This window comes from Pseudomonas sp. WS 5410, assembly GCF_012985645.1.
Taxonomy (GTDB): domain Bacteria; phylum Pseudomonadota; class Gammaproteobacteria; order Pseudomonadales; family Pseudomonadaceae; genus Aquipseudomonas; species Aquipseudomonas shahriarae.
In genome coordinates, this window is the sequence record NZ_JAAQWS010000003.1 from 220,422 (window position 1) to 237,562 (window position 17,141).

General features: G+C 60.9%; 13 protein-coding genes. 8 read left to right on the forward strand and 5 right to left on the reverse strand.

Annotated elements, in window-relative coordinates; all coding sequences use genetic code 11:
- Window positions 1-87: 87 nt before the first annotated feature.
- The 4 genes from HBO24_RS06815 (at window position 88) to HBO24_RS06830 (ending at window position 4,430) form a co-directional block, all read left to right on the forward strand.
- Window positions 88-966 (forward strand): EamA family transporter, encoded by an 879-nt coding sequence (locus tag HBO24_RS06815; protein ID WP_057958020.1) that lies wholly within the window; start codon window positions 88-90, stop codon window positions 964-966.
- 136 nt (window positions 967-1,102) lie between these two features.
- Window positions 1,103-2,449: a CHASE2 domain-containing protein gene (locus HBO24_RS06820; protein ID WP_170059464.1), complete on the forward strand. Its 1,347-nt coding sequence runs from the start codon at window positions 1,103-1,105 to the stop codon at window positions 2,447-2,449.
- 37 nt (window positions 2,450-2,486) lie between these two features.
- On the forward strand, window positions 2,487-2,852 hold the full coding sequence (locus HBO24_RS06825) for a hypothetical protein (protein ID WP_057437096.1): 366 nt from the start codon (window positions 2,487-2,489) through the stop codon (window positions 2,850-2,852).
- A 12-nt stretch (window positions 2,853-2,864) separates the two neighbouring features.
- Complete coding sequence (locus HBO24_RS06830; protein WP_115127163.1) at window positions 2,865-4,430, forward strand: M48 family metallopeptidase; 1,566 nt, start codon at window positions 2,865-2,867, stop codon at window positions 4,428-4,430.
- 75 nt (window positions 4,431-4,505) lie between these two features.
- Here HBO24_RS06830 and HBO24_RS06835 read toward each other — a convergent pair whose 3' ends face one another.
- Window positions 4,506-5,801, reverse strand: a complete 1,296-nt coding sequence (locus HBO24_RS06835; RefSeq protein WP_170059465.1) for an OprD family porin — start codon at window positions 5,799-5,801, stop codon at window positions 4,506-4,508.
- A 460-nt stretch (window positions 5,802-6,261) separates the two neighbouring features.
- On the opposite strand from HBO24_RS06835, the gene HBO24_RS06840 reads away from it, so the two are divergent.
- Window positions 6,262-8,328, forward strand: coding sequence for a TonB-dependent siderophore receptor (locus HBO24_RS06840; protein ID WP_170059466.1), 2,067 nt, complete (start codon window positions 6,262-6,264; stop codon window positions 8,326-8,328).
- Window positions 8,329-8,514: 186 nt separating this feature from the next.
- Here HBO24_RS06840 and HBO24_RS06845 read toward each other — a convergent pair whose 3' ends face one another.
- The 4 genes from HBO24_RS06845 to HBO24_RS06860 form a co-directional block, all read right to left on the reverse strand.
- The gene (locus tag HBO24_RS06845) at window positions 8,515-8,727 is read right to left on the reverse strand and encodes a hypothetical protein (protein ID WP_057437095.1); all 213 of its coding nucleotides are present in this window, start codon (window positions 8,725-8,727) and stop codon (window positions 8,515-8,517) included.
- 243 nt (window positions 8,728-8,970) lie between these two features.
- Window positions 8,971-10,077 carry an agmatine deiminase gene (gene aguA, locus HBO24_RS06850; protein WP_170059467.1) on the reverse strand — a complete coding sequence of 369 codons (1,107 nt, stop codon included), beginning with the start codon at window positions 10,075-10,077 and terminating at the stop codon, window positions 8,971-8,973.
- A gap of 5 nt (window positions 10,078-10,082) precedes the next feature.
- Window positions 10,083-10,961: an N-carbamoylputrescine amidase gene (aguB, locus tag HBO24_RS06855; protein WP_170059468.1), complete on the reverse strand. Its 879-nt coding sequence runs from the start codon at window positions 10,959-10,961 to the stop codon at window positions 10,083-10,085.
- Between the two features lie 212 nt (window positions 10,962-11,173).
- Window positions 11,174-14,083 (reverse strand): aminotransferase, encoded by a 2,910-nt coding sequence (locus tag HBO24_RS06860; protein ID WP_170059469.1) that lies wholly within the window; start codon window positions 14,081-14,083, stop codon window positions 11,174-11,176.
- Window positions 14,084-14,281: 198 nt separating this feature from the next.
- Between HBO24_RS06860 and rfbB the strand changes: the two genes are divergently transcribed.
- The 3 genes from rfbB to rfbD are packed head-to-tail and all read left to right on the forward strand — an operon-like array spanning window position 14,282 to window position 17,123.
- Window positions 14,282-15,364, forward strand: coding sequence for a dTDP-glucose 4,6-dehydratase (rfbB, locus tag HBO24_RS06865; RefSeq protein ID WP_170059470.1), 1,083 nt, complete (start codon window positions 14,282-14,284; stop codon window positions 15,362-15,364).
- On the forward strand, window positions 15,361-16,236 hold the full coding sequence (gene rfbA, locus HBO24_RS06870) for a glucose-1-phosphate thymidylyltransferase RfbA (protein WP_057437086.1): 876 nt from the start codon (window positions 15,361-15,363) through the stop codon (window positions 16,234-16,236). The genes rfbB and rfbA overlap by 4 nt, the downstream gene beginning before the upstream one ends.
- A complete protein-coding gene (rfbD, locus tag HBO24_RS06875; protein WP_233092021.1) occupies window positions 16,233-17,123 on the forward strand; it encodes a dTDP-4-dehydrorhamnose reductase in 891 nt (296 codons plus the stop codon). Before rfbA ends, rfbD begins: the two co-directional genes overlap by 4 nt.
- The last annotated feature ends 18 nt before the right edge of the window (window positions 17,124-17,141 follow it).

Sequence of the window (17,141 nt, forward strand, 5' to 3'; positions counted from 1 at the left end):
GCAAGCGAGCCATCGCGCCTATTGCGCATAGTTGCGCCTTGGCTGGCGCACACAGGTGCCGGCGCTGCTTTGTGGAATCAGAACACCATGCAAAAGAAGCATCTGGCCCTGGCCGTGTTGGTGACGGCTGTCTGGGGGCTGAATTTTCCGATTACCAAGTTGGGGCTGGCGGGGGTTGATCCGCTGTTGCTGACTGCGCTGCGCTTTACGTTGGCGGCGTTGCCGTGGGTGTTTTTTGTGCGGCGCCCGGCCATTGCCATGAAGTGGTTGGTGGCCTACGGGCTGATTTTCGGGGTGGCAATGTGGGCCTTGATCAACCTGGGGATTGAATGGGGTGTACCGCCTGGCACGGCAGCCTTGTTGATCCAGTTCAGTGCGTTTTTTACCCTGGGTTGGGGGGTGTTGTTGTTTCGCGAGCAACTGAGCGTCGGCCAGATCCTCGGGGTGGGGCTGGCGGCTGTAGGACTGGTCGGTATTATCGCCAGCAGTCCGGGCGAGGCGACAACCCTGGGTTATGGCCTGTTGCTGGTAAGTGCGTTCAGTTGGAGTGTGGGCAACGTCATCATCAAGCAATCAAAAGTGCGCGAGATGTTTGCCTTTGTGGTGTGGGCCAGTCTGTTCCCGCCGCTGCCGTTGCTGCTGCTGACGTGGCTGGCCCATGGATCGGCGCCGTTCACTGCGCTGGTCACCCATATGGAGTGGCTGACGGTGTTCTCGCTGTTGTTCCAGGTGTACGCGGCCACGCACTTTTGTTACTGGGGCTGGAACCTGCTGTTGCGCGAGTACCCGGTCTCCAAAGTGGCGCCGTTGTCGTTGCTGATCCCGGTGTTTGGCGTCACCGGCTCCATGCTGTTGCTGGGGCATCAGGTCGATCTCAACGAGGGAATCTCGATTGCGCTGATTTTGTCGGCCTTGGCAGTGGGGCTAGTGAAATCGCGCCCAGCGAGGACGTCATCTGCCGCTTGATGCCAAGGGCGACGCGCGCAAGATGGCACTTAGCCATATTTCTAATTGACACCCCCCTCCCCGTCCTTTAAAACCCATGCATTCGCTGCGGGAACCCTGCCCCCAACAGCACCCGCCGTTTTTTATCGAGACATGGATGTCGAAGAACCCGCCGCTTTTTAATCGTCGTCGCTATTTGCTCGCGTTTTTTATCGTGTTGCTGGCGGTGCTCGACCCCTTCGGCCTGGCCAGTTCCAGTGACAAGGCATCCGCCCAGTGGCTCAACCGGATGTTCTCCAGCAATTACCCGAGCACCGGCCAGCAACATATCACCGTGGTGTTGATCGACGACGCCTACCTGATGCGCAACAACACCTCATGGCCGATGCCGTATAGCGAGCAGAGCAAGTTGTTCAAGCGCTTGCTGGCCTACAAGCCCAAGGCGGTGTTTGTGGATTTGCTGTACAGCCACGATCACTCCCTGGGCGACCCGACGCGGGGCAGCCAGTTGTTGGCGAATGTGTTCGAGCGCTATCAGCGCCGGGGCATTCCGTTGCTGCTGGCCAATACCGGGGTGACACGGGGCGAGAATGGGCAGGCCAATACCCTTGAGCAATTTGCCGCGTTCAGCCAGCCAGGGCTGGTGGTCTGGGACGGTGTGGACGACAAGTACCCCTTGGCGATGCCGACCGCGCTGGGGGTAATGGAAACCCCGGCCCTGGCGCTGTACCGCCAGTTCTGCAAGGGCCAGCCGTGTGCCGACCAACTGCCGCGGGATGCTGAAGCCGCTGCACAGCTACAGCCGATCGCCGTGCAGTGGGGCTTGAAGCTGGCGCCGCAGCAGGCGCAGATCGCGGATATCCGACACTGCGCACCACCGCGCAACTTTGTGCTGGATGGGGTAGCGCAATTGTTCCAGGCGGTGTTCTGGAAACTCGACGACTCCGCCCAGGCCCGTTGCCCGTATAGCCTGACCCTGTCGGCCAGCGACCTGGAGGTCAGCTCGCCGGAAGACCAGGCGTTGGTGGCCGGGTTGCTGCGCGACCGGCTGGTGATGGTCGGGGCCAGTATCACCTCCACCGGCGACCTGGTGCAGTCGCCCGTGCATGGCCTGATCCCCGGGGTTTACCTGCATGCCATGGCCCTGGACAACCTGATCAACAAGGGCATGGATTACGACCGCGAGCCGGCCAATTTCCCGAGGTTGAACCTGCACTGGGTAGACTTTCTGGAGCTTGGGCTGCTGGCGCTGATTATCGTGCTCAAGGCCCTGCATGCCCGGCGCCTGGCCGGTTTGCAAACCTGGACTCGCTGGCGGGATCACGAAACCCGCTTTTTCACCTCGCCCTACCCGTCGTGGGGGCTGGTGATGCTGGTGCTGCTGGCGGTGTGCTGGGTGCTGTATCTGAACCACATCACCCTGGTCAACGTGCTGGGTATTGTTTTGCTGTCATTGGCGCTGTTCAGCGAGCGGATCGAAGCTTTCTTCGACCGTGGCCGCTGAGGGTGCCGCCATGTCGTCTCACTCAAGGAAACCAAGGATGAACAGAATCCTCATCGTGTTACTCGCCGCGCTCTACAGCCAGGGTGTGCTGGCCGAAACCCACGTCATCAAGGAGTTCCTGGCCGACCCGGTGGAGGTGGTGGACGAGCAGGGCAAGCTGCAGCGGGAAATCGCCCGCAAAGACACACCCAAGCAACCCGTTCAGGTGTTGAAACTCAACAAGGAACTGGAACTGGTCCAGGTGGAGCTGGCTGGGCAGAAAGTCTGGCTGGATACCGGGGACCTGCGCATCGAGCCGCCCTTCCACGTCACCGAGCTGCCGTGCCAGCTCATGCCCCAAAGCCTGGCCAAGGACAGTAACAACAAGTCCACCCTCGGCTACGGTGCCGGCTGCAATCAATAAGGGAGTATCGCGGTGAAGGGATATCTATTGCTGGCCAGTGCATTGCTCAGCGGCTGCGCCACCTTGAAGGGGGCAGACCAGGCGTTTATGAACCTGGTGGGGCCATCGACGCAGTCGCGCGTCGAAGGCCACTATGTGGATAACGCCGACGTGCGCCAGTACTACAAGCTCGACCCGCAGCGCGCGGGCCAGCAGCGCTTGAGCTACGACGGGCGCACCGTACCTGCCGCCGAGGCACGCCAGCAGAACCTGGTGGATATCCCGATGCTGCAGGTGTACTTGCAGGGCATCGTCACGCGCCTGTCCAAGGGCTGGCCGGGGCAGTTGCCGCTGTTGCAGGTGAAGATCACCGACAGCTACAGCTTCGGGCCGTCGGCGGACCCGTACGGCAATATCTTCGTGCCCCTGGGCATGCTGGAAAACGTCGGCAGTGAAGATGAAATCGCCGCCATGCTCGGCCATGAAATGAGCCATGTGCTGCTGCATCACCATGACCGCGCCGCCGCCTTCCAGCAGCAGAAGGATATGTTCACCACCGTGGCGTCCACCGTGGCCCTGGCAACCGTGGCGGCCAACACCGGGGTGGACCGCAGTTCGGGCACCATGAAACTGTTCAGCAAAGACCCGGCCGGCACGCAAAAAACCATCGGCAATACTGTGCTGTATACCTCGCTGGCCAACAGTTTTTCCGACAACGTGTGGAGCACTGCGTGGGGCCGCAGCCAGGAAGACCAGGCCGATCTGCTCGGCACCGACCTGATGATCCGGGCCGGCTACGCGCCCCGTGCGGCCACCCACAGCCTGGAGCGCCTGAATGATTTCCAGGGCAAGCAGAAACCATTGCTGACGGGTTTTCTCACCGCCCGCAAGGATGCGATGCAAGACTCATTGCAGCAGTTCAACCTCGACCGCTTTACCAAGGAGCTGGACGTGCTGGTCAAGGACGGCCTGACCAATACCATCACCGCCACCACCGATTACTTCAACCGCTCCCACATGTCCGCCATCGACCGTGACACCGAGCTGCGCCAGTACCTGCAACGCGAGTACCGCAAGGAGCGCCGCGCCCGGGTCAACACCACGAACTGGCCGAAGGTGCGTGACGCAGCCCCTGTGGCCAAGGCCATGCAGGGTTACAAGGACGCCTACGCCGCCACCGCCGCCCTGGCAAAAAACAAGGTGCCCGAGGCCGATGCGTTTATCCGGCGCGCCTTGAGCTCGCCGGTCAAGGATCAGCCGAACATCCGCCGCACCGCCTACGCCGTGCGCCTGGCCCAGGGCAAAAACGCCGAGGCGCTCCAGCAATTGCAGGCGATCAAGGACTGGTCCCTGGCCGGGCCTTCGACCTATGACTTGATGATCAGCTACTACCTCAAGCGCGGCGATGGCAAGGCCGCACTGGCCATGATCGACACAGCCGAGCGCCACCTGGGTTCGGAAGAGTTGTTTATCACCGAGAAGCTGCTGGCCAATCAGCAACTGCAGAACACCCAACAGGTGCAAAGCGTACTGCGCAAATGCGGGCAGTACCCGACACGCAAGGCCAACTGCCAGAAGTTGGCGCAGGTCAAGGCGTAGGGTTTCAGGCAGCCATAAAAAAACCCCGACACGTCGGGGTTTTTTATTGCCTGGTATCAGGCACGACGCACGATCTTAGAACACGTTGATCGGGTAGTCGGCGAACAGACGGATTTCGTTACCACCAACGTTGTAGTTGTTGGCGTTGGTCGAAACACGCAACCAGGAGGCACGGGCACGCAGGCTCAGGTCTTTAGCCGGGCCGCTCTGTACCACGTACTTGAACTGGTTGAAGATTTCACGCTCGGTGCCATCGCCACGGTTGCTACCGTCGTCGATGTTGGTGCCGCGCACGTAAGCGATGTTGTAGCTCAGGCCCGGTACGCCAAAGGTGGTGAAGTCAATGCCGTAGCCGACCTGCCAGGAGCGCTCGTCTTTACCGTTGAAGTCAGACCAGAAGGAGTTGGCCAGCAGGATGGTGTTACCACCGTCGCCGATACCACTACCCTTGGTGTTGTTACGGTAGCCGCCGTACATGTAGCCGGTGTCACCGGTGCTGCGCTGGTGTGCCAGGGTCAGGCTGTGCGGACCGAAGGCCCAAGTGGCGCCCAAACTCCAGATTTTATTGTCGCGAGCGTCGGCATCACCTTGAGTCAGCTGGGCGAAGCTCTTGTCCAGCTTGGTCTTGTAGCCGTTGAAGTCAAACGTCAGGGACTGCTCTTGCGGCAGGGCCAGCACGTAGTTGACATTGACGTATTGCTTCTTCAGCACGTCTTCCATGTCGGATGCGTACAGCGCGGCCGACAGGCTTTCGGTGAATTTGTAGCTACCGCCCAGGTAAGCGATGTTTTTCAGGTTGCCGCTGTCGGTGCCTTCGGCGCCTTTTTGGGCTTCCTTGGTGAAGTAACCGCCTTGCAGCTCCAGACCCTTGATCTCTTTGGAAACGATCGAGGTACCGGTGTAGGTTTCCGACAACAGACGGGAGTTGTCGTACTGCAGGACCGGCACGGCTGGCATCTGGTCACCGTACTTCAGTACGGTGTTGGAGATGCGTGCCTTGACGGCTGCGCCGCCCTTGGCCAGGTCGTGTGGTGCTGCGCCGCTGTCGCCTTGCTTGAAGAAGTTGATGCCACCAGCGCCGCTGCGACCTTTACCACCGTCCAGACGGATGGCGTATTGGCCGATCACGTCCACACCCACACCGACGGCGCCTTGGGTGAAGCCGGACTCAAACTTACCGATAAAGCCTTGGCCCCATTCAGCTTTATCTTTACCGCCGTCTTTGTAATCGCGGCTGATATACGCATTACGCGCCGCGATGTTCAGGTGGCTGTCTTCCACGAAGCCTTTGGATTGCTCCTGGTCGTTTGCCATTGCCTGAGTAGCGCTCAAAATCCCCAGAGCAATCAGACCCATCCGTTTATTCAACATTTTCTTATTCCTTATTACTGGTTGAGTACGCGCTGTGACACCTGGCTCCATTTGGCTTTTTTGGTATCAATTTTCCCCGGATAAAAAAAGGCCCGCGGACGACCGAATATGCCGCGGGCCTTTTTTTATAGGGAAGTCATGGCGGTTAGCCACAGGCGTTGAGGCGAATCCTATCCGCGCCCTCAGCCGCATGTCAATTTCGTGAATCGTCTGTATTTAGGCAAAAAAAGTCTAAGCGATATTATTTAGCCATTATTTACGCGATATATACGCTCGGCCAATTCATCGCCTGAATAAGCCGCTGGTGGGTAACGCATTTTCCCCTGCGGCGTAAAATTCCATAAAAAACACATCTTGAAACATTTGTTTTCGCGGAAGGTCGAGGAATGATTAACGCGCGCAAATAGCAAGCATTATCATTCGCGCGTTTTCTTCCTCCTTCTTACGGATGCGCCCCTCGATGCCTGCCTCTCGCCTGACGCCCATAACCCTTGGGCTTTCCGCACTGCTGTGCGCCGGATTTGCCTGCGCCGCGACCACACTGCCCGCCACCTCCATCAGCGCCGAAGCTGACGAGGACGACCCGCGCGTCAAAGACACCAACACCGCCACGCGCACAAGCACGCCGGTGCGCTACGTGCCCCAGGCGATCGACTCGGTAAAGACCGAGAACCTGCGCGCCTACGGCACCAACGACCTGGGCCAGGCCCTGAGTGGCATCCCCAACGTCAGCAGCGGCGCCGACACGCGCTTCGACAGTTTGCGCATCCGTGGCTTCGAAGCCAGCAACGACTTCTACCTCGATGGCATCCGCGACGACAGCCAGTACGTGCGCGACCTGCACAACATCGAACGCATCGACGTGCTCAAGGGCCCCGCCGCCGTGTTGTACGGCCGTGGTGGCCAGGGCGGGATCGTCAACCGCGTCAGCAAATTGCCCCAGGCCGGGCGTGCTTCCAGCCTCGAGGCCCAGGGCGGCACGAACGGGCTGCGCAGTCTGTACACCGACTTGAGCGCTGACCCGACCGAGAACATCAGCCTGCGCCTGAACATGGGCAACGAGGACACCGACAGCTTCCGCGACGGCATCAGCGGCAACCGCAAACTGTTCGCGCCGTCGATAAGCTGGCAACTGACCCCGCAACTGAACTGGCTGGTGCAATACGAATACAGCCGCTACGACCGCACCCCGGACCGTGGCATCCCCGGCGTGCGCGGGCGCCCGGCCGATGTGAGCCGCGACACCACCTACGGCGACCCACGGGACTATATCGACGACACCACCCAGTCCCTGCGCTCCAAGCTCGCCTATGAACTCAACGACAGCTGGCAACTGCGCCACACCCTGGGCGTGTTCAAGCTCGACAGTGACTTCGACAACACCTACCTGACCGGCTACAACCCCGTGACCAACATGGTCGGGCGCCAGCGCTGGCAGCAAGACCTGACGACGCGCAACGTATTCAATAACGTCGAACTCGAAGGTGGCTTCAATACCTTTGGCCTGGAACACCGCCTGCTGACCGGCGTGGAGCTGGGCAGCCAGCGCCGTGATCCGAAGTTGTACAGTGGCCAGGGCGTCCCGGCGCTGGATCTGAACCACCCCAACCGCGACCTGAGCCATACCGGGCCGATGACGATCTCGAGCAACAACCACACCGAGGTCGAAAGCCAAGGCCTGTATGTGCAGGACCAACTGCGCCTGAACGATCAGTGGCAGTTGCTCGCAGGTTTGCGCTACGACCGTTTTGAAGTGGACACCACCAATAAAATCATCAACCTGCGCAAAAAGGTCGACAGCCACAACACCAGCCCCCGGCTGGGCGTGGTGTGGACGCCGGTGGAGAACCATTCGTTCTACGCGTCGTGGAGCAAGACGTTTTCCCCCACCGGCGGCGGCCTGATCGGCATCACCCCGAATGCGACGGACAATACCAATGACCTGAGCCCCGAGCTGACCAAGCAAAAGGAAATCGGGGTCAAGAGCGACTGGCTCGACGACCGCTTGAGCACCACCCTCGCCGTGTATGAACTGGAGCTCTACAACCGCCGCACCCGCGACCCGGAGAAGCCACTGATCACCCTGCTCAGCGGAATCCAGCGTTCCCGTGGTATCGAGCTGACCACCACCGGCAAAATCGTCGGCAACTGGTATGTACGCGGCGGCATCGGCGTACAGGATGCCAAAGTGGTGAAAGACAACAATGGCTTTGAAGGCAAACGCATCAGCGACGTGGCCAAGCGCAACGCCAGCCTGTTCGTTACCTGGAAACCGGAAATGGGCTGGTACGCCGAAACCGGCCTGACCCTGGTGGGTGATCGTTATGCCGATAACGCCAACACCGTGGTGTTGCCGGGCTATGGCCGCTGGGACGCCCTGGCCGGGTTCCGGCACAAGGACTGGGATGTGAAGGCGGCACTCAATAACATCAGCGACAAGACGTACTACGCGTCGGCGACCAGCGCCAACCAGATCCAGTTCGGCGAGCCGCGCAGCCTGGTGGTAACGGGGACGTACAACTTCTAAGCCACATGCGGCTCATGGGGGAGCGGGCTTGTCGGATCGCCGCATCGCCGCGAAGACGTCGGCCCAGCCAACATTGATGTTGACTGACCCACCGCTTTCGCGAGCAAGCCCGCTCCCACAGGGGATCTGCGCTTAACTGACTGGCATTAGGGCAAGCCCGCTCCCACACTTGCAGATCAGTGTCAGTCAGTTGCGGATCAATTCGCACAGCACCTGCACTTCATCCTCACTGAACAACCCCAGCGGGTAGCGCTCACTCATCACCCTGCGTGGATCAGCCTGCCGGATCCGGCGCGAGCCGTTTGCCTTCAACCAGAGTGCCAGCGTGTGAATCGCATCACCTCGCACGACCGAAGGATGGGGCGCGCGTGTATAGACCAGGTTGATATCGGCGTTCATTTCAGCGCTCTCTCCTACTGCTTGAGCGGCTAACTTACTCAAGGTTTATGACAGAACTGTGCAGTCACAAACCCCGATCACTGTCACCACGCCGATACAAGAGCTATGCCAATAAGCCCGATTTACGGGCTTGCACACACAAAAAAGCCCACGGCCCCAATGGGCCGTGGGCTTGCTGTTATTGCCCAGTGCAGTGGCTGGCGATCAGCCGTCGTACGGCGAAATCGCCTGTTACAAGTGCACTCAGTTTTTGTGCGGCGCGGGCTGTTGTTGGGTCAGACAGTGGATATTGCCGCCCCCCAGTAACAGTTCACGACCTGGCACCATCACCACTTCATGTTGCGGGAACAGGCCCTGAAGGATTTCCTCGGCGCGGCTGTCCAGCGGGTCATCAAAACTCGGCGCGATGATGCCGCCGTTGACGATCAGAAAGTTGACGTAGGAACCGGCCAAACGCACGGTCGGATTACGCTCCTGGGAACCGTCCACCGGATCGACACCGGCGCACTCTTCCTCAGTGGCGTACAACGGCCCCGGGATCGGCATTTTATGTACGATAAACGCGCGCCCCTTGGCGTCTGTGCTGTTTTGCAGCACGTCCATGGCGGCATGGCAGCGTGCATAGTTCGGGTCTTGCGGGTCGTCGGTCCACGCCAGCAATACTTCGCCCGGGCGCACGTAGCAGCAGAAGTTATCCACATGGCCGTCGGTTTCGTCGTTGAACAGACCGTTGGGCAGCCAGATGATCTTATCCACAGCCAGGTTGGCGCTCAGGACCGCTTCGATCTCTTCGCGGCCCAGGTGCGGGTTGCGATTACGATTAAGCAGGCATTCCTCGGTGGTGATCAGCGTGCCTTCACCATCAACGTGGATCGAGCCGCCCTCCAGCACAAAACCTTCGGTGCGATAACGCGGGCTGCGCTCGATCTCAAGGATCTTGCCGCCCACCTGGGAATCGCGGTTCCACGGCGCATACAAGCCACCGTCAAACCCGCCCCAGGCGTTGAAATCCCAGTTCACGCCACGCACTTCACCCTGGTCATTGATCACGAAGGTCGGCCCGCTGTCGCGTACCCACGCATCGTCGCTGGACATCTCCACCACTCGGATATTCGGCACATCCAGGCGCGCCCGGGCGTTTTCGTACTGGCCGGCGGAGACCGCAACCGTCACCGGTTCAAAACGCGCAATGGCCTTGGCCACTGCCGCATGGGCCGCCTGCGCCGGCTTGCCGCCCAGGCGCCAGTTGTCGGGGCGCTCGGGCCAGATCATCCAGGCCTGGGTCTGGGGCGCCCACTCGGCTGGCATATAAAAGCCGTCAGCGCGAGGCGTGCTGTGCAAAGTGGTCATGGCGATCAGGACTCCAGGAAACCGTCGAGGGTCTTGAGCGCGCCGTACAGGTTCGGCCGGCGATCACGGAACGAGCCCCACGCGCTGCGGATGTGCTCCAGCTCATCGAGGTCGAAGCTGTGCACCAGGATGCCTTCTGCGGTTTCGTTGAGCTCTTGGACTTTTTCGCCGAACTGGTTGGCAATGAACGACGAGCCGTAGAAGGTAATGTCGTAGCCGTCCTGCTCTTCGTTGCCGATGCGGTTACTGGCGATCAGCGGCATCAGGTTGGCGCCGGCATGGCCTTGTTGCACGCGCTGCCAGTGGTCGCGGGACGAAATGGTCTTGTCGTGTGGCTCGCTGCCGATGGCGGTCGGGTAGAACAGGATCTCTGCACCTTGCAGCGCCATGCTGCGGGCGCATTCCGGGAACCACTGGTCCCAGCAGATGCCCACGCCGATCTTCGCGTAACGGGTGTTCCACACTTTGAAGCCGGTATCGCCCGGGTTGAAGTAGTACTTTTCGTGGTAGCCAGGGCCATCCGGGATGTGGCTTTTACGATAAATCCCGAGGTTGGAGCCGTCGGCGTCGATGATCGCGATGCTGTTGAAACGCGCACGGCCAGCCAGTTCGAAGAAGCTGATCGGCAGCACCACTTGCAGTTCCTTGGCGATTTTCTGGAAGTGCTTGATGGCCACGTTGTCGTCAACCGAGGTCGCCAGTTGCAGATAGTCCGGGTTCGGCTTCTGGCAGAAGTACGGGCTTTCGAACAGTTCCTGGATCAGGATGATCTGCGCGCCTTTGGCGGCGGCCTCACGGACCAGCTTTTCAGCGGTCTCGATATTGGCTTCGAGGTCCCAGGAACAAGCCATCTGGGTAGCGGCGACGGTAACGATACGGCTCATGAATCATCTCCTGGGCGGTGGTCAGCGGCCAGGATAACCAGGGCCGATGACAGAAAGGGGAATGCTGCGCGACTTTATAGCGGATAAAAATCGGCTTTAAAAGCACGCAAACATCCGACTATCTAAAAAACTCAAAATATTCCCGATAACAATCGGCTTTAAAAGTGAAACCCCAATCAACTGTGGGAGCATTTCAATTTATTGAAGGGGGGTTACAACCCTTCATCCAGCACCTTCGACAACATGTCGACAAAGAAATCCACACTGCGTTTAGACGTGACCATCGGCGGCTTGATCTTGAGGATGTTCAAATAGTCCCCGGTCGGCTGCATAAAAATCCCCAGCTCACGCAAGCGATCACACAGCTTGGCGGTTTCTTGCGTCGCCGGCTCCAGAGTCTGCCGGTCCCGCACCAACTCCAGCCCCAGATAAAAGCCCGAGCCATGCACCGCCCCCACCAGCGGATGGCGCTCGATCAGCGCCTCGAGCCGCGCCTTGAAGTGCCCGCCGACCACCTGGGCGTTTTCCCAGAGCTTTTCTTGCTCCATCACATCCAGCACCGCCAGACCAATCTGGCAACTGACCGGGCTGCCGCCGGAGGACGAGAAGAAGTACCCTTCGGCCTCCAGCGCTTCGGCGATTTCCCGGCGGGTAATCACCGCACCGAGGGGCTGGCCGTTACCCATGCCCTTGGCCATGGTGATGATGTCCGGCACCACGCCCTGCTCTTCAAAGCCCCAGAAGAAATGGCCCATGCGCCCATAGCCGACCTGCACTTCATCGGCGATACACACCCCACCCTGGGCGCGCACCAGGGCATACACCTGCTGCAAATAGCCCGGTGGCAGGGAGATGCCACCGGCATTGCCATATACCGGTTCGCAGATAAAGCCCGCCAACTGGCGCTGGCTGGCGGCGATTTTCGCCAGGTTGTGCTCAACGCTGCGCACGTAATCCGGTGCAGTGTCCGGGCCACGGAATTCGCCGCGATAGGTATTGGACGCGGTCACGGGGTGCACCCAGTCGGGCCGGCTGCTCAGGGCCTGGGGGTTGTCGGCGATCGAGGTGGACACCGCATCGGCCGCCACCGACCAGCCGTGATAGGCCTCCAGCACACTGAGCATGTCGCGCCCGCCGCTGTAGGCCCAGGCCAGGCGGATCGCCAGGTCGTTGGCTTCGGTGCCACTGTTGACCAGGAACACGCGGTCCATGGACTCGGGCGCCAGCGCCAGCAGACGCTCGGAAAACTCGGCAATTGCGGCGTAATGAAAGCGTGAGTTGGTGTTGAGCAGCGACCACTGCCGCGCCGCCACCTGGGCCATGCGCGGATGGCCGTGGCCCAGTACCGCGACATTGTTGAGCATGTCCAGGTACGAGCGGCCCTGCATGTCGATCAGATGATTGCGCCAGCCACGCTCGATGCGCGGCGGGTCGACGTAATAGTGCTTCTGCGAGCGGGCGAAGCTGGCATCGCGCCGGGCCAGCAAGGCTTCTGGATCCAACTCCGGCTCGGCGTCACAGGCCAGGCCCAGCAGCGTCGCCGGCGATGGGCACAACGCCTGCCAGGCCGCAGCGCGGGACGGCGTGCAGAACAATGGCGGATCAAGGTCAACCCGGCACAGTTGCACGGTCAATGCCCCGCACGCCTCCCCCAGGACCTGGCCTTTGAGCACTGCGGCACCGGGTTGCAAGGCATTTTTCAGGCCCTGCAGCCGTACATTCAGTTGCGCGCTATGCAGACTTAATACGCCATCGGCAGTGCTGCGCAGGATGCCGGCGAACGGCGCCTCTACGACGCTGCCCTGGGGCACATACAGTTCGACGTGCAGGGCGAACGTGTGCGGTTCGCTCGCGCAGTCCGGGCGCGTGCGGGACAAGCGATACTGACCATAACGACTGGCCGCCAAGCCGTGGACCGTTGCAGCCTGCTGCAATAGATGTTGGTCGATGCCAGGGGTTTCCCAGTTTCCGGCTTCGAAATGTTCACTGAGTACACCCAGGTCGATCAGCGCGAACTCGCGCCCCACCAGGCCCGGCAGCAGCGGGGCAAAACCTTCGCCGGCCACTGGTTTGGGGGTTGCACCGACGCACGCCTGGATCGCCGCCTCCATCAATTCAAACGGCACCGAGGTGGCAACGTGGAAAATTTCCCACTCGTGCTCGGCATTCTTCAACAGGTAAGAGTTATCTGGGTCCAGACGCTGCTGCTGTTCGCTGCTCAGGACTAGAACCGCCGCACGGGCCACAATCAGCGGCCACAACGCCTGCAATTCCTGGGGTTGCAAAGGGGTCAACGCGTGACAGGCCTGGATCGCCGGCAGGATCGCAAACGGGTCGCCGTCAGCGTGGTGCAGTAAAGCGGCGCAGGTCACCGACAGGTCGGCAATCCGCCAGGTATGCACCAAATCACCGAAGTCGATAACGCCCTGCACCTGCCAATGCCGCTCGGCATCCCGCTGCCACACCACGTTGTCATCGGTGATATCCATATGCACCGCCTGCCACGGCAATTGCTCGGCCAGGGGGCGCAGGCGCTGCTCGACCTGGGCGGCGACCTGTTCCAGGGCCGTACGCTGGGGCAGGTTGTCGAGTGTCGAGAGTAAATGACGGATCAGTTCCAGGGCGTGGCGCGGGTCCCACTGCAGGGTGCGCTCCAGGCCCTCATGGGCGAGCCCGGCCAATGCACGGCTCATCTGCCCGCACAGCTGGCCAAACCCGGCGATCAGCTCACGGCCCAGGTGCGGCAGGTGGGTCAGCGGCTGGCCGTCGATATAGTCCAGCACCCGCAGGTGCACCGCCTGCCCGGCCACCGTCAGGCTCAGCAGTTGCTCGCCATCAAGGGTACTGATGACCGTGGGCACCCGAACCGCCGCATGTGCCTGCAGGTGCGCCAGGGCGGCGTGCTGGGCGTGCAGCTCGACGGCAGCATACTCGCCACGGCAGATTTTCAGGACGAAGCGGCCCCGGTCACTGTCGACCCGGTAATTGAGGTCTTGCTGGCTGCCCAGGGACTGCAGCGTGCCACTGAGGCCGTAATGTTGCTCAAGCAACTGCAAGGCTTGCTCCGGCCCGACTTGAGGGCACGGCAAACTGGCGCGGTGGATCAATGTATCGAGCAACATGTGACGGCCCCTGGTTTTTTTGTCCGGCGCTTATATCGCCATTGTTAATAGGTCGGATGCAACCCTAGCCCATTGTGATGGTCTTCTTTGAGCACGCAAGCCGGGCCAATCTGACCACCGCCCCTTGCACCGCCCATCGCAAGCCCGCAAGCTATGCCCCATTCGCTCAATGTCCGTCTAAGGAAAAGGCCTCTCGACATGCGTATTCTTGTTACCGGTGGTGCCGGTTTTATCGGTTCCGCACTGATCCGCCATTTGATTCAAAACACTGAACATGAAGTTCTCAACCTCGACAAGCTGACCTACGCGGGCAATCTTGAGTCGCTGACCAGCATCGCGACCAACACCCGCTATGAGTTCGTCCAGGCCGATATCATCGACCAGGCCACCGTCAGCGCAGTGCTGGCACGCTTCCAGCCCCAGGCCATCATGCACTTGGCGGCCGAGTCCCATGTCGACCGTTCCATCGACGGTCCGTCGGACTTTATCCAGACCAACATCGTCGGCACCTACAGCCTGCTGGAAGCCACTCGCGCCTACTGGCAACAGTTGGCAGAGCCGGCCAAGAGCGCCTTCCGCTTCCATCACATTTCCACCGACGAAGTGTATGGCGACCTGCATGGTGTGGATGACCTGTTCACCGAAACCACGCCTTACGCGCCCAGCTCGCCTTACTCTGCGAGCAAGGCCGCGTCCGACCACCTGGTTCGCGCCTGGCAGCGCACCTACGGTTTGCCGGTGCTGCTGACCAACTGCTCGAACAACTACGGGCCGTTCCACTTCCCCGAGAAGCTGATCCCGCTGGTGATCCTCAATGCCTTGGCAGGCAAGGCCCTGCCGGTGTACGGCGATGGCCTGCAAGTACGTGACTGGCTGTTTGTCGAAGACCACGCCCGCGCACTGCTCAAAGTAGTCACCGAAGGTGTAGTGGGCGAGACCTACAACATCGGCGGGCACAACGAGCAAAAGAACATCGACGTGGTGCGTGACATCTGTGCACTGCTCGAAGAGTTGGCGCCACAGCGTCCGGCCGGCGTTGCCCAGTTCACCGACCTGATCACCTTCGTCAAGGACCGTCCAGGCCATGACCAGCGCTACGCTATCGACGCCAGCAAGATCGAGCGCGAACTGGGTTGGGTCCCGGAAGAAACCTTCGAGAGCGGTCTGCGCAAGACCGTGCAGTGGTACCTCGATAACCTGGAATGGTGCCGCCGGGTCCAGGACGGCAGTTATCAGGGCGAACGCCTCGGCAACACCGAAGCGAAGGACCTGATTGCATGATGAAGGGAATCGTACTGGCCGGTGGCTCCGGGACGCGCCTGCACCCCATTACCCTGGGGGTTTCCAAGCAGTTGCTGCCGGTGTACGACAAACCGATGATCTACTACCCGATTTCCGTGCTGATGCTCGCCGGAATCAAGGAGATCCTCGTGATTTCTACGCCGGTGGACTTGCCGCAATACCGCAACCTGTTGGGCGACGGCAGCCAGTTCGGCGTGCAGATCAGCTATGCCGAGCAACCCTCGCCCGATGGTTTGGCACAGGCCTTCCTGATCGGCGAAGCGTTCATCGGCAATGACCCCGTATGCCTGATCCTGGGCGACAACATCTTCCACGGCCAGCATTTCAGCGAGCAACTGCGCGCCGCCGCCAAGCGTCCATCCGGCGCCACGGTGTTCGGCTACTGGGTCAAGGACCCGGAGCGCTTCGGCGTAATTGATTTCGACGGTGAAGGCCGCGCGCTTTCCATCGAAGAAAAACCCGCCAAGCCAAAGTCCAGCTATGCCGTGACCGGCCTGTACTTCTATGACAACGATGTGGTCAAGATTGCCAAGGCCGTCCAGCCCTCGCCACGCGGCGAGTTGGAGATCACCGACGTCAACAATGCCTACCTCAAGCGCGGCGACCTGCATGTCGAGCGCTTCGGCCGTGGCTTCGCCTGGCTCGATACCGGCACCCATGACAGCCTCCTGGAAGCCTCGATCTATGTGCAGACCATCGAGCACCGCCAGGGCTTGAAAGTGGCTTGCCTGGAAGAAATCGCCTACGAAAACGGCTGGATCGACCGCGACCATCTGCTGGAGCGGGCCAAATACTTCGGCAAGACTGGCTATGGCCAGTACCTGTTCTCCCTCGCAGGGGAAACCCAATGAATGTGAGCGGTACACCGTTGAAAATCCTCATCACCGGCCAACACGGCCAGGTTTCCCGCGAGCTGCAACAGCGGCTCCAGGGCCTGGGTGAACTGGTCGTGCTCGGTCGCGACCAGCTCGACCTGGCCAACCCCGAGCAGATCCGCCAACAGGTGCGCAGCCATCGCCCTGGGTTGATCATCAACGCGGCGGCCCATACTGCTGTCGACCAGGCCGAGAACGAGCCCGATGTGGCCTTCGCGATCAATGCCACAGCGCCCGGCATCCTCGCCGAAGAAGCCAAGGCCCTGGGCATCCCGTTGATCCACTACTCCACCGACTATGTGTTTGACGGCAGCAAGCCGGCGCCCTACACCGAGGACGATGCGCCCAACCCGTTGGGTGTCTACGGCCAGAGCAAGCTGGCGGGCGAGCAGGCCATCGCGGCGGTGGGCGGTCAGTACCTGGTCCTGCGTACCAGTTGGGTGTATTCGAGCCACGGCAAGAATTTCCTGCTGACCATGCAGCGCCTGCTCCAGGAAAAACCGCAGATGCGTATCGTCGCCGATCAGATCGGCGCGCCGACCTGGGCCGGGACCATCGCCAACAGCACCCGGGCACTGATCGAGCGCTGGCAGGCCGGCCAGGCCGGGGACTGGGGCGTCTATCACTTGACGGCCCAGGGCGAGACCTCGTGGTTCGGCTTTGCCCAGGCCATTGGCGAGCAACTGCTGGCCGAAGGCAAGGCGTGCGCCGAGCTGGAAGGGATTCCCGCCAGCGACTACCCCACGCCCGCCAAGCGCCCGTTGAACTCGCGCCTGGACTGCAGCCGCCTGCAACAACAATGGCACGTCGGCCAACCGCAATGGCGCGAAGCATTGCGCGAGTGTCTTGCACAGCAGCACTAGGCATAATGCGCCTGTACC